Origin of the sequence: Streptomyces venezuelae ATCC 10712 (genome assembly GCF_008639165.1) — a bacterium.
In the GTDB taxonomy this organism is placed as follows: Bacteria; Actinomycetota; Actinomycetes; order Streptomycetales; family Streptomycetaceae; genus Streptomyces; species Streptomyces venezuelae.
This window is the reverse complement of record NZ_CP029197.1, coordinates 5373406-5386216: the sequence shown is the minus strand read 5'-3', so window position 1 is coordinate 5386216 and position 12811 is coordinate 5373406. Positions and strand designations below refer to the sequence as shown.

General features: G+C 74.1%; 10 protein-coding genes and 1 tRNA gene. 8 read left to right on the top strand and 3 right to left on the bottom strand.

Going from position 1 to position 12811, the window contains the following annotated elements; translation table 11 throughout:
* Positions 1–66 precede the first annotated feature (66 nt).
* Entirely contained in the window at positions 67–516 is a 450-nt protein-coding gene (locus DEJ43_RS25075; protein WP_233448080.1) for a response regulator, read from the bottom strand.
* A 205-nt stretch (positions 517–721) separates the two neighbouring features.
* Between DEJ43_RS25075 and DEJ43_RS25070 the strand changes: the two genes are divergently transcribed.
* A tRNA-Arg gene (locus DEJ43_RS25070) sits at positions 722–793 on the top strand.
* Positions 794–872: 79 nt separating this feature from the next.
* On the opposite strand, the gene ku is transcribed toward DEJ43_RS25070, so the two are convergent.
* Complete coding sequence (ku, locus tag DEJ43_RS25065; RefSeq protein ID WP_015036187.1) at positions 873–1913, bottom strand: non-homologous end joining protein Ku; 1041 nt, start codon at positions 1911–1913, stop codon at positions 873–875.
* Positions 1914–1973: 60 nt separating this feature from the next.
* On the opposite strand from ku, the gene ligD reads away from it, so the two are divergent.
* The 7 genes from ligD to DEJ43_RS25030 all read left to right on the top strand — a co-directional run bounded on the left by ligD (position 1974) and on the right by DEJ43_RS25030 (position 11838).
* Positions 1974–2858 carry a non-homologous end-joining DNA ligase gene (gene ligD / locus DEJ43_RS25060; protein ID WP_015036186.1) on the top strand — a complete coding sequence of 295 codons (885 nt, stop codon included), beginning with the start codon at positions 1974–1976 and terminating at the stop codon, positions 2856–2858.
* Positions 2855–4036 carry an ATP-dependent DNA ligase gene (locus DEJ43_RS25055; protein ID WP_015036185.1) on the top strand — a complete coding sequence of 394 codons (1182 nt, stop codon included), beginning with the start codon at positions 2855–2857 and terminating at the stop codon, positions 4034–4036. Before ligD ends, DEJ43_RS25055 begins: the two co-directional genes overlap by 4 nt.
* 322 nt (positions 4037–4358) lie before the next feature.
* Positions 4359–6470: a hypothetical protein gene (locus DEJ43_RS25050; RefSeq protein ID WP_015036184.1), complete on the top strand. Its 2112-nt coding sequence runs from the start codon at positions 4359–4361 to the stop codon at positions 6468–6470.
* A gap of 344 nt (positions 6471–6814) precedes the next feature.
* Positions 6815–7633 (top strand): hypothetical protein, encoded by an 819-nt coding sequence (locus tag DEJ43_RS25045; protein WP_015036183.1) that lies wholly within the window; start codon positions 6815–6817, stop codon positions 7631–7633.
* Positions 7630–8910 carry a sensor histidine kinase gene (locus DEJ43_RS25040; RefSeq protein ID WP_015036182.1) on the top strand — a complete coding sequence of 427 codons (1281 nt, stop codon included), beginning with the start codon at positions 7630–7632 and terminating at the stop codon, positions 8908–8910. Before DEJ43_RS25045 ends, DEJ43_RS25040 begins: the two co-directional genes overlap by 4 nt.
* A 79-nt stretch (positions 8911–8989) precedes the next feature.
* Positions 8990–10366, top strand: coding sequence for an FtsW/RodA/SpoVE family cell cycle protein (locus DEJ43_RS25035; protein WP_015036181.1), 1377 nt, complete (start codon positions 8990–8992; stop codon positions 10364–10366).
* A complete protein-coding gene (locus DEJ43_RS25030) occupies positions 10363–11838 on the top strand; it encodes a penicillin-binding transpeptidase domain-containing protein (protein WP_015036180.1) in 1476 nt (491 codons plus the stop codon). The genes DEJ43_RS25035 and DEJ43_RS25030 overlap by 4 nt, the downstream gene beginning before the upstream one ends.
* A gap of 39 nt (positions 11839–11877) precedes the next feature.
* Here the strand turns inward: DEJ43_RS25030 and DEJ43_RS25025 are convergent, their stop codons facing one another.
* On the bottom strand, positions 11878–12759 hold the full coding sequence (locus DEJ43_RS25025; RefSeq protein WP_145953718.1) for a hypothetical protein: 882 nt from the start codon (positions 12757–12759) through the stop codon (positions 11878–11880).
* Positions 12760–12811: the final 52 nt, after the last annotated feature.

Here is a 12811-nt window from a genome sequence, read left to right as displayed (position 1 = left end):
AGGGGAGGAGGGGGGTCCCTACGCGAACCGGTTTCGCCATCCGGGCAGCCGGGTACGGGGGCGGCCTCAGCGCGGGGTGGTGGAACTTCCGGCACGGCGGGGATCGCGGCGGGGATCGGGGCGGCCGTCGACCGCGGCCGGTTCCTCTCCCCCGTCGGGCCCCGCCGCCTCCGGCCGCTCGCGCCGCTCACGGTGCATCAGCTGCCGGACGACCCGTACGAGCTCGGCCGGTTCGAAAGGCTTGGCCAGGAAGGCGTCGACACCGGAGGCGGCCCCGCCGGCCACCTCGTGCTCACCACAGGCACTGATGATCGCGACCGGCAGATGACTGGTCCGGGGATCGGCCCGCAGCCGCTCGGCGGTCCTGATCCCGTCCAGTCGGGGCATGACGACGTCCAGGGTGACGACATCAGGACGAACCCGATGAACGACATCCAGACACTCGGCACCATCGGCCGCGGTCACGACCTCGAACCCCTCGAGTTCGAGATTGACCCTGATCAACTGCCGGATCACCTTGTTGTCGTCGACAACGAGCACCCGACCGGACACGCCTGACACACGAACGAGAGTAGGCGGCCCCGAACGGCTGCGTCCGGGTTTTACCCACTTCTGACCCGTGCGGGGGACCACCCCCCTGATGACACCCCGGAAATACCTGTTCACAGCCACTCCCGCGGAGCTGGTAGGGTTCTACCCGTCGCCGCCGAACGCGGCGGACGCCCCCGTAGCTCAGGGGATAGAGCAACGGCCTCCGGAGCCGTGTGCGCAGGTTCGAATCCTGCCGGGGGCACTTCGCAGAAGTGCCACACAGACCCCGTCGACAGCGGAAACGCTGCGGACGGGGTCTTGTCGTATGTGCCGGGCGCCGGTCAGGCCGTGCGTTTGCGGGGGGTTGCCTTCTTCGCCTGGGTCTTCTTCGTCTGGGTCTTCTTCGCGGTGGACTTCGCCGTCGACTTCGTCGGGGTCTTCGCCGTCGTCTTCTTCGCCGTCGACGTCGACTTGCGTGCCGGGGACGCCGTCTTCTTCGCCGCCGTCTTCGCCGTCGACTTCTTCGTGTCCGTCGACTTCGGCGTGCGCGTACGGCCCTTCAGCGGGGTGACGTCCGCCGACTCGCCCTCCGGCTCCTCCCCGCGTGCCTGCTTCGCCGCCCGGACGCTGTTCTCCAAGGCCGCCATCAGGTCGATCACCTGGCCACCGCCCGGCTCCTCCGGGCTCGGGGCCGCGACCCCCTCGCCGCCCTCCGCCTTCGCCGCGATCATCTCCTCGACCGCCGTGCGGTAGTCGTCGTGCAGGGTGCTCATGTCGACCTCGCCGAGCGTGGCCATCAGGGCGTCCGCCAGGTCGAGTTCTGCGTCCCGCACGCTCACCGGGTTCTCCGGGGCCACGCCCTCGGGGGCCCGGATCTCGTCCGGCCAGAGCAGGCCGTGCATCGCGATCACGTCGTCGACGACCCGGAGCATGCCGAGCCGTTCCCGTCCCCGCAGCGCGTACTTGGCCACCGCCACCTTGTCGCTGCGCTTCAGCGCCTCACGGAGCAGGGTGTACGGCTTGGCCGCCGGGACACCGTTCGCCGAGAGGTAGTACGCGGCGTCCATCTGGAGCGGGTCGATGTCGCCGGCCGGCACGAAGGCGACGATCTCGATCGTCTTCGCCGTGGGGAGCGGCAGCGCGGCCAGATCCTCCTCGGTGATCGGGATCATGGTGCCGTCGGCGTCCTCGTACGCCTTGCCGATCTCCGCCTGGGAGACCTCCTCGCCGTCGAGCTCGCACACCTTCTTGTAGCGGATGCGGCCGCCGTCCTCGGCGTGGATCTGGCGGAAGGAGACGGAGTGGCTCTCGGTGGCGTTCACCAGCTTGATCGGGATGCTCACCAGCCCGAAGGATATGGCGCCGTTCCAGATGGATCGCACGATTCATTCCCTCCGGGTGGGATAAGGACGATTTGTCGCCAATCGTGGGATTCTCATCGTATGACGCCGATCACAGAGGTGGAGGGACGGCGCCTGGCGCTGAGCAACCTGGCGAAGGTGATCCACCCGGTCACCGGGACCACCAAGGGCGAGGTGCTCCACTACTACGCGACCGTCGGCCCCGCGATCCTGCCGCATCTGCGGGATCGTCCGGTGTCCTTCCTGCGCTATCCGGACGGTCCGGACGGCCAGCTGTTCTTCACCAAGAATCCTCCGCCCGGCACACCCTCCTGGGTGAGGACCACCCCCGTGCCCCGCTCCGAGGACCCCCGCGCCCGGCAGGTGGTGATCGAGGACCTGCCTTCGCTGATGTGGGCGGCCAACCTGGTGGTGGAGTTCCACACGCCCCAGTGGCGGGCCTCCTCCCCCGCCGTCGCCGACCGGCTCGTCTTCGACCTCGACCCCGGGCCGCCCGCGACGGTCGTCGAGTGCTGCCGGGTCGCGCTGCACCTGCGCGAGCGGCTCGCGGCGGACGGTCTCGAGGCCTACGCCAAGACCTCCGGCTCGAAGGGGCTGCACCTGCTGGTGGCGGTCGTCCCGACGCCGTCCGCCGACGTCTCGGCGTACGCGCGCCGGCTCGCCGTCGAGGCGGAGGCCGCGCTGCCGGGTCTCGTCACCCATCGGATGGCCAAGGCCCTGCGGCCCGGGAAGGTCTTCGTCGACCACAGCCAGAACGCCGCCGCCAAGACCACCGCCACCCCCTACACCCTGCGGGCGCGGGCCCGGCCGGCCGTCTCGGCGCCGGTCACCTGGGACGAGGTGGCCGACTGCGCCGACCCCGAGTCCCTCGTCCTCCTCATGGACGACATCGCGCCACGTCTGGAGCGGTACGGGGAGCTCCTGGCGCCCCTTTTCGCGCCCGAGCACGCCGGGGAGGTCCCATGAGCCGGGCTCCGGACGGCATCCGGGGGGACCACGGGGCGGGCGCCGGGGCGGGCGCCGGGGTGGGCGCCGGGGTGGGCTCCTGGGGGCCGTCCGGCGCGGCCGGCGCCGGCGGGCCGGAGGGGGGTGGCGGCGCCGGGCCCGCCCGGAACGGTGGCCCCGGCCGTGCCTCTGCCGCCCCTGCCGCCTCTGCCCGAGGACCCGAAGGCGGCAGCGGTGACCCCGCCGACGGCCCCGGCCCCGCCCGTGACCCCGGCCGGGCGGGCCGCGGGCCGGCCGCCGGGCGGGGCGGGCTCGTCGTCCACCCGCCCGTCGGCGTCATGCGGCCCCGGGCCGCCGACGAGCTCCCCCCGCAGGCCGCGCCGCCCCGGGAACTCCAGTACTCGCTCAAGCTGGACGGCTTCCGCGCGCTCGCCTTCGTCCTCGACGACGGCAAGGTCGTGCTGCAGTCCCGCTCCCGCCGCGACCTCGCACCCGAGTTCCCCGGGATCGCCGCGCACCTGGCGGACCAGCTGCCGCCCGGCGTCGTCCTCGACGGCGAGCTCTGCGCGTACCGGGACGGGCGGCTGAGCTTCACCGACCTGCTGCGGTCGCCCGCCGACCGGGCCCGTGCGGGCGTCCCGGTCTCGTACATCGCCTTCGACCTGCTCGCCGTACCCGGGCGTGACGTGCGCGGTCTTCCGCTCCGTACCCGCTGGGAGCTGCTCGGCGCGGCCCTGAGCGAGGCCGAGCCGCCGCTCCAGCGGGTCCTCGCCACGCTCGACGAGGAGACCGCGCGCGGCTGGTTCCGCGACCTCCAGGACGCCGGGGTCGAGGGGATCGTCGCGAAGACCCTGAGCTCGACCTACCGCGCGGGCTCCACCTGGGCCTGGCGGAAGATCCGCCACACGGACACGAGCGACGGGCTGCTGCTCGGCGTCGTCGGCCCGCCCGGCCGGCCCCGGTCGCTGCTCGTACGGCTCGCCGACGGTCGTACGGTGCCCACCGCGCCCCGGCTCACCCCGGCCCAGTCCCGCGAGGTCGGCGCCCTGGCGGGTGACCGCGCCGGGCCCCTCGTCCAGGACCCCGAGCACGGGCCCGTGCGGTGGGTCGATCCGCCGCTCCCCGTCGAGCTGCGGCAGCTGGCGGTGCGGCAGCGCCAGGACTACGCCACCTTCATCCGGGTCCGGTCGGAGGGGTGAGGCGTCGGCGCCGGGCCCCGGAGGGGATCCCGGTCGTCCGCATGCCCCGGTACTCCCCGTGCCCCGGCCGTTCGCCGGCCGAAGCGTCGCGGGCCGAGGCGTCGCCGGCCGAGCGGCGGCCCGCCGCGCCCTCGCCCGCCCGCCGAGCCGCGTCCGCCGCCGCGTACTGAGCGCAACTACCCTGCTCCGTACCGTACATGGCGCAAAGAGGCCGCAACTCGGGGTCCGTGCGCAGCCGGTGTCGCCGGTAAGGCCTTGCTGTCCGTCCCGTGGTGCACACTTGCTGCCTGGTACAGCGCTCACGGGGAAGGCGGCCTGGCAAATGCTGACGGGGATCGAGGAGGTCGACTGGGCCTCGTTGGGGCATGCGTACGGCCCCGCGGACGACGTGCCGGAGCTGCTCCGCGGACTCGCCTCCGCCGATCCCGCGGAGCGGGAGACCGCCCTCGACGGCATGTACGGGGCCGTCCACCACCAGGGCGACGTCTACGACTCCACGCTGGCCTGCATCCCCTTCCTCCTCGAACTCGTCGCCGACCCCGCCGTCCAGGACCGCGGCTCCATCGTCGAGCTGCTCACCAGCATCGGCGGCATCGAGCTCGACGACGACGAGGAACTGCTGGACGAACTCGACCCGGACGACGAGGAGTTCATCCCCGCCGCCAACTATGCGATGGCCGCGGCCGCCATCGCCGCCGGTGCCGACGTCTTCCTCGGGCTGGTCGCGGACCCCGACCCCGAGGTGCGGCTCGCCGCGCCCTGCGCGCTCGCCTCGCTGCACCCCGAGCCCGCCCGGGCGCTCTGTCTGCTGCGCGAGCGGCTCACCGTCGAGCGGGACACCGAGGTGCGGCTCGCCCTCGTCGCCGCCGTCGGCCGGATCGCCCTGCGGCACGCCTCGCTGCGCGCCGAGACCGTCGACTGGCTCGGCTGGCTCGCCCGCGCCGCCCAGGACCCGGGGCTGCGGCTCGCGGCCCTGGCCCAGCGGGCGCGCTGCGCGCCCGCCGACATCCCGGACGACGTGGTGCCGTGGGTGACGGGCCTCCTGGAGGAGATCAGGGTCGCGGCGCAGGGTCCGGCCGCCGGGTCCGTCGAGCGGGGGGCCACGCCGACGCTCATCGGGCAGGTCCGGGAGCTGCTGGAGGAGCACGCCGCCGGGCGTCCGGCCCCCTGGACGGAGGAGCTGCTCCGTACGCTGCACGCCGCACTCGACGACCGGGTGGACGACCGGATCGCGCTGATCCTGGCGCAGCTGCGCAGCCCCGACTGGGGGCAGCGTTCGGACGCGATCTGGTTGTGCGGCGGGTTGATACGGATCTGGCGCGGGCGGTACGAGGAGGTCGTCCGGCTGGTCGGCGCCCAGCTCAGCGATCCCGAGCCGCGGCTCCGGGAGGCGGCGACCTCGTTCCTGGAGCGGCTCTTCGAGCTGGGCGCCCCCGCCGCCGACGCCCTCGCCGCCCGCCTCGCCCCGACCGGGCAGGGCGCCGGGCGGGGCGCCGGGAGCGGTCAGACCGGGTTCGTCGGGCGGTCCGGGCGCGACGGGGCGCTCCTCGCGCTCGCCCGTGCGGGCGACACCCGTGCCGTGCCGCTGCTCGCCCGGGCCCTGGAGGAGCGCGAGGTGCGGCGCGAGCTGCTGTACGCCATGGACGGCCTGGGGCCGAGCGCGGCGATGCTCGCCCCGCTGCTGCGGCGCCGGCTCGCCGAGGTCGAGCTCGACGAGCGGCTGCACGACCGGGCGGCGCCCCTGCTGTTCGCGCTGGGGGCGGTACGGGGCTCCCAGGCCGTGCCGGAGGTCCTGCGGGTCCTGCGCGGCGCGCCGTCGAACCGGCGCGACTGGGTGCGGGAGGCCGCTCTGCGGACCCTCGCGGCCTTCGGCCCGGCCGCCGAGGCCGCCGTACCGGACATGAGAAGACTCCTGGCGGCCGAGTCGGCCGCCGTCGCCACGGCGGCGGCGCTCGCCCTGTGGTCGGCCGAGGGCGACCGGGGCGAGGTGCTGCCCGCTCTGGAGCGCTGGCTGCGGCCCGGCACCTCGGGTGCCGACTGGTGCGCGGCCGCACAGGCCCTCGGCGAGATCGGTCCGGCCGCCGCCGTGGCGGCGCCCGCCCTCCGGCCGGGGCTCACCTCCCGGGACCTGTGGGTGCGGGTCCGCAGCGCCGCGGCCCTGTGGCGGGTGTCCGGGGACGCGGCGGCGGCCCTGCCGGTGCTGCTCGCGGCCTGGGAGGAGAACCGGCACGCGCGCATGGACATCGCCGAGTGCCTGGCGGAGATGGGCCCGGCCGCGTCGGGGGCGCAGCTGGTGATCCTCACGGAGCTGACCCGCCGGCGCCGTCACAACGCCCGTGAGGGCGCCTCGGGCAGCCATGACATCCACCTCGACGAGAAGCTCCTGACCGTGTGCCGGGCCGCGCTGGCGCGGATGGAGCGGGGGGCGTTCTAGGGGGTGTGATCGGCGCGGGGGTGGTGTGGGCCGTGGGTGCCGAGGTGGCCCCGGCGCCGGGCGCGGCGCGCCGCCGCGCGTAACCTGCGCTCAGCCCCGAGGGCCCGGCGTCCGGCGCTCGAAGCCTGCGCGCGCCCCCGCGCCGTCGGCCTCCCCGCCCCGGCGGCCGCCCGGCGGCCCCCGGCGTGCCCCGCCCGCCGGTCAAACGGCGGCCGCCTGTCACCCGGTGTCCGCCGGACAATCTCATGAGTAGACAAAAAGGACTTCTCTCCGAATAAGGTCTACTGGAGTGGGCCCGGACACCGGGCCCGCCCCCCGTACGGAGCCGAAGGAGCCGGAGCAGAGTGAGACCGCGCGGACGGAAGGTCGCCGCCGGTGTCCTGTGTGCCCTCGTGCTCGGCGGCGGGCTCGGCGGAGGACTCGTCGGCTGCGGGCGGAGCGAGGGCGGGCTCGCCAGCGCCGGCCCCACGCCGACCGCCGTGGGGCCGGTGCGCCTCTGGCCCGATCTGCCGCCCGCGACGAATCCGCCGGTCGACTACGGGGAGTCCGACACCCAGCGGGTGCCCGGGATCGACGTCCCCGACAACGACGTCCACTCCCTCGACGCCGTCGCGGTCGTGGCCGCCGAGGTGCGCGCCCATCCCGGCACGTACTCCGGCGCCGACGGGCTGTACGAGCAGACCGCCCGGGCGATCCTGGCCTGCGGCACGGCGCCGGCCGCCTGCCCGGTCATGCGGCCGTACTACCGCGACCTCACCGGCAACGGCCGGGACGAGCTGATCGTCGGCATCCGGATGCCCGACCAGCAGGTCGGGGTGCGGGTCTACCTCGCCGAGAACGGCGGCCTCACCCGCATCATGGCCACCGTCGACCAGGTCATCAGCGTGGAGCTGGCCGGCCGGGACCTGATCATGCGGGTCGGTTCGGCGGGCATCCCCGGCTACGAGTACCGCACCGCCTGGTCCTGGGACGAGCAGCAGCACAGCATGCTGCCCACCCGGGACGAGATCGTCCGGGTGAAGCCCGCGGGCTCCGGGCCCTCGACCGTGCCCGCGCCCCGCCTGGTGAGCCCGACCCCGACGCCCACACCGGGCTCGCCGGACGGGCTCACCGACGGTCCCGCACCCGTGCCCGCGCCCGTCCCCGTCGAGCCGAGCCCGTGAGGGCGCCCCGGCTGCCCGCCTGGACCGCGACCCTCACCTGGAAGGCCGCGGTCTTCATCGCGGTGATGTGCTGCGCCCTCGCCGCGCTGCTCGGCGTCCTGGTCCACGTCTCGGTGACCGGCCAGACCGTGAACGACTCCCGCGAGAAGGCCCTCGCGCGGCTCACCGACGTCACCCGGCTCTACGAGGCGGGCGAGCCGCTCCCCCGGTTCGCCGGGGTCGACCCGGCCGGGCTGCCGTCCTCGCTGCGGGCGCTCGCCGTCCGCGGCGAGCGCGGCACGATGGTCACCGACGACCAGGGCCGGCCGACGATGTGGGCGGCGGGTCCGGCGGACGGCCGCGCCCTCGCGGTACGCGTCGACTACACGCAGAGCGCCGAGACGATCGAGGCGCTCGACCGGTCGATCCTCGGCTCCTCCGTCCTCGCCATCGGCGCGACGCTGCTCGTTGGCGCCTTCGCGGTCACCCGGGTCACCCGGCGGCTGCACCTCACCGCGCAGGTGGCCCGCCGGATCAGCGCGGGTGATCTCGACGCGCGCGTCGCCGATCCCCGTACGAAGGACCCCTCGCGGCCGCAGGACGAGGTGGCCACGGTGTCCGGGGCGCTCGACACGATGGCCTCCTCGCTGCAGAGCAAGCTGCAGAGCGAGCAGCGGTTCACCGCCGACGTGGCGCACGAGCTGCGCACCCCGCTGACCGGTCTTTCGGCGGCGGCCGAGCTGCTGCCCGAGGGGCGGCCCTCGGAGCTGGTACGGGACCGGGTGCGGGCGATGCGCGGGCTCACCGAGGACCTGCTGGAGATCTCCCGGCTCGACGCCCGCACCGAGACCGTGGACCTGGCCGTGCACGAGCTCGGTCCGCTCGTGGAGCGGGTGGTGCGGGCGATGCGCGCCTCGGGCACGGAGACCGGGGTGCGGATCGTGCGGGACGCGACCGTGGAGACGGACCGGCGGCGTCTTGAGCGGGTGCTGGGGAACCTGATCGCGAACGCGCACAAGCACGGGGCGCCGCCCGTGGTCGTGACGGTGGACGGCCCGGTGGTGTCCGTGCGGGACCACGGGCCGGGCTATCCGGCGTATCTGCTGGAGTCGGGGCCGCAGCGGTTCCGTACCGAGAGCGGCGGCAAGGGGCACGGCCTGGGGCTGACGATCGCGGTGGGGCAGGCGGCGGTGATCGGCGCGGAGCTCGTCTTCGCCGAGGCGGAGGGCGGCGGCGCCGAGGCGCTGCTGCGGCTGCCCGAGTACGTGGCCCTCATGGACCCCGGGGCGGAGGACTGACCGCGGGGACGGAACGGTGCTGCACGGCACACCGTCACACAAAAGGGACATAGGGCATACCGCTTGCTACGTTGCGGCCATGACCGCACCGCGCACGGACGCTCCCCCGCCGGGGGTTCGCCTGCCGAAGCGCCGCGGCGTGGAACTCTCCCTCCTCGTCTGCGCCGTCCTCATCTCCGTCTGCGGCTACGCCGAGGTCGGCCTCGCCCGCAGCGGAGCCGTACCGCCGGACGCCGTCCGCTACGGAGCCGGGCTCGGGCTGCTCGCGCTCGTCGCCCATCTCGCGGTCCGGTTCCGGGCCCCGTACGCCGATCCGCTGCTGCTGCCGATCGCGGTCCTCCTCAACGGCCTCGGCCTGGTGCTGATCTACCGCCTGGACCTGGAGACGCCGAACGACCAGGCGGCGGCGACGCAGCTCGTCTGGTCGACGCTCGGGGTGGCGCTGTTCATCGTGGTCGTCCTGCTGCTCCGCGACCACCGCACGCTCCAGGGGTACGCGTACGTGTCGGTGGCCGCCGCGCTCGCCCTGATGATCCTGCCGATCTTCTTCCCCGCCGTGAACGGGGCGAAGATCTGGATCCGGATCGGCGGTCTGTCGTTCCAGCCGGGCGAGTTCGCCAAGATCCTGCTCGCCGTCTTCTTCGCCGCGTACCTCGCCGCCAACCGCAACGCGCTCGCGTACACCGGCCGCCGGATCTGGATCTTCCAGTTCCCGACGGGGCGGGTGCTCGGGCCGATCGTGGCGATCTGGCTGCTGAGCGTCGGGGTGCTCGTCCTCGAACGGGACCTCGGCACCTCGCTGCTCTTCTTCGGCCTGTTCGTGATCATGCTGTACGTGGCGACCGGCCGCACCGGCTGGATCGCGGTCGGACTCGTCCTGGCCTCCGCCGGGGCGTTCCTCGTCGGCTCGCTCGAACCCCACGTCCACAGCAGGGTGCAGGACTGGCTCGACCCGTTCGCCTCGATCCGGGCCGGGGACGGGCCGGGGCAGCTGGCCCAGTCCCTGTTCTCCTTCGCCGCCGGCGGGATGCTCGGCTCGGGACTCGGCCTCGGCCACTCCGTCCTCATCGGCTTCGCCACCAAGTCCGACTTCATCCTGGCCACCGCGGGAGAGGAACTGGGACTCGTCGGCCTCACCGCGCTGTTCCTGCTGTACGCGCTGCTCGTCGCCCGCGGCTACCGCGCCGGCCTCTCCCTGCGCGACCCCTTCGGGCGGCTCCTGGCGATCGGGCTCGCCTCGATCGTGGCGCTCCAGGTCTTCGTGATCGCGGGCGGGGTGATGGGGCTGATCCCGCTGACCGGCATGGCGATGCCGTTCCTCGCCCAGGGGGGTTCGTCGGTGGTGACCAACTGGGTGATCGTGGCGCTGCTGATCCGGGTCAGCGACTCGGCGCGCGCGCCGCAGCCGGACGACGCCGACACGGGGACGCTCGCGCCGGTCAAGGAGGCCGCGTGATCCGGTACGCCCGGCGGGCCGCCGCGCTCTGTCTGGTGCTGCTCGTGGCGCTGCTCGTCAACTCCGCCCGGGTGATGGTCTTCGAGGCCGAATCGCTCGACGACAACCCGGCCAACCGGCGGATCGCGATCAACCGCTACGCGCAGCCGCGCGGCGAGATCGTCGTCGACGGGAAGCCGGTCACCGGCTCCCGCGACAGCGGACAGCAGCTGCGCTGGGAACGGACCTACCGGCAGGGGCCGTTGTACGCGCCGCTGACCGGCTACTCCTCGCAGACGTACGGCACCACCCTGGTCGAGCACGCCGAGGACGACGTGTTGTCGGGCACCGAACCGATGCTGGCGCCGCTGCCCCTCTGGAACGACCTCACCCGGGGCCGGCAGCCCGGCGGGGACGTCGTGACGACGATCCGCGCCTCGATGCAGGAGGCCGCCTTCCGGGGACTCGACGGCAAGCGGGGCGCGGTCGTGGCGGTGGAGCCGCACAGCGGCCGCATCCTGGCGCTGGTCAGCTCGCCCTCGTACGACCCCGGTGTCCTCTCCGGTACGGGCCCGGGCGTCAAGGAGGCCTGGCGGCGGCTCAACACCTCGCCGAACCAGCCGATGCTGAACCGGGCGCTGCGGCAGACGTACCCGCCGGGCTCCACGTTCAAGATCGTGACGGCCGCGGCGGCGCTCGACGCGGGAGTGGTACGGGACGTGGAGGCGCCGACCGACACCCCGGACCCCTTCGTGCTGCCCGGCACCCGGCAGGTGCTGCCGAACGAGGCGACGGGCTGCGGCGACGCGTCCCTCGCGTACGCGATCCAGTGGTCGTGCAACACGGTGATGGCCGGCCTCGGGGTGGAGGTGGGCCTGGCCGGGATGGTCGACGCGGTGGAGCGCTTCGGCTTCAACGACACGGCGCTCCGCGTGCCGTCCTGGGTGGCGAAGTCCAACTTCGACCGGGAGATGAGCCCGGACCAGCTGGCGCTCTCGTCGATCGGGCAGTTCGACACGACGGCCACGCCGCTGCAGATGGCGATGGTCGCGTCGGCCGTCGCCAACAACGGGGAGATCGCCCAGCCGTACCTCGTCGACCGGACGACGACCTCGGGCGGGACGACCGTCGACCGCACCGGCCGCCGCAGTTACCGGCAGGCCATGAACCCGGCCACCGCGATGCAGCTCCAGCGGCTGATGCTGAAGGCCGTGGCGGACGGCACCGGGACGAACGCGGCGATCCCCGGGGCCCGGGTCGGCGGCAAGACCGGCACGGCCCAGCACGGCTTCGGCAACACCGGTACTCCGTACGCCTGGTTCATCGCCTGGGCCCAGGCCGAGGACTCGGCCCAGCCGGCGGTCGCGGTGGCGGTCGTGGTCGAGGACGCGGAGGCCGCGCGGACGGACATCAGCGGGGGCGGGAGCGCGGCCCCGATCGCGAAGGCGGTGATGGAGGAGGCCTTGCGCCTCGAGGCGAAGGCGCGGGGGTGACCGGGGCGTGGCCCGCCTCCGATCACCCCGCCGGCCGTGTCAGGCGATCGGCTTGCGGATCTCCGCGCGGATCTTGGCCGTCTTCCCGGCGAGCGCGGCCAGGTCGACGCTCTTCGGGTCGGCCGTGGCCGCCGCGTCGCCGACGAGGGCGACGGCGGCGGCGGTGTTCTCGTCGCCCCAGGCGCACATGACCAGCGTGATCGTGCTGATGCCGTCCTTGGACTTGGTGATCTGGCAGCTGACCTTCACGTCGGAGCCGGCCGGGGTGAACTCCGTGGGCTTCACGACGAGGGTGGAGCCCTTGTCCGTGGCGGCGCCCCTGAGGATCGAGGCGCGGGTGGCGTCGGGGTCCTTGATCTGCCCGTACATCCCGGAGAGGACGAGGACGTCCCCGTCCTTGCCGCTGTACTGCGCGACCGCCGCCTTCGCGTCCTTCACCGTGAAGTCGGGGGTGTCCTCGATCTCCTTGCCCTTGCTGTCGGAGAGGTCGGACAGGAGGGTGTACTCGCCGTCGAGGAGGGTCTGGGCGACGACGAGCTTGTGCGTCGCCGCGGGGAAGGGGCCGGTGACGCCGTCGAGCCCGGCCTTGACCCCGTAACCGATGCCGCCGACCAGGACCAGGGCGCCGACGACGATGGCGACGATCGCGCCGGCCGAGAGCTTCTTCTTCGGCGGCGGCCCCATGGGCGGCTGCCCCCAGGCCCCGGCGCCGGGCCCCTGGTACTGCGGCGGCACGCCGTGCTGCGGGTACCCCTGCTGCGGGAAGCCCGGCTGGGGGGCGCCCTGTTGGGGGTGGCCCGGGTGGCCCGGCGGCGGGAAGCCCTGCGGGGCGCCGCCGTACGGGCCGGGCTGCTGCGGGGGCGGTACCGGCCCGCCGTACGGGTTGTGGGGCGGCTGGTTCGGCGGTGGCGGCATGCTCATGACGGGCACGCTACGTCACCCGTACGACAACCAGCTCTTCCGGGTGGGGGCG

Excerpts from the sequence above, each read along its gene's own strand:
- ligD (WP_015036186.1), top strand. The coding sequence starts at position 1,974 with ATGACGCCGATCACAGAGGTGGAGGGACGGCGCCTGGCGCTGAGCAAC.
- DEJ43_RS25025 (WP_145953718.1), bottom strand. The coding sequence starts at position 12,759 with ATGAGCATGCCGCCACCGCCGAACCAGCCGCCCCACAACCCGTACGGC.
- DEJ43_RS25035 (WP_015036181.1), top strand. The coding sequence starts at position 8,990 with ATGACCGCACCGCGCACGGACGCTCCCCCGCCGGGGGTTCGCCTGCCG.
- DEJ43_RS25050 (WP_015036184.1), top strand. The coding sequence starts at position 4,359 with ATGCTGACGGGGATCGAGGAGGTCGACTGGGCCTCGTTGGGGCATGCG.
- DEJ43_RS25055 (WP_015036185.1), top strand. The coding sequence starts at position 2,855 with ATGAGCCGGGCTCCGGACGGCATCCGGGGGGACCACGGGGCGGGCGCC.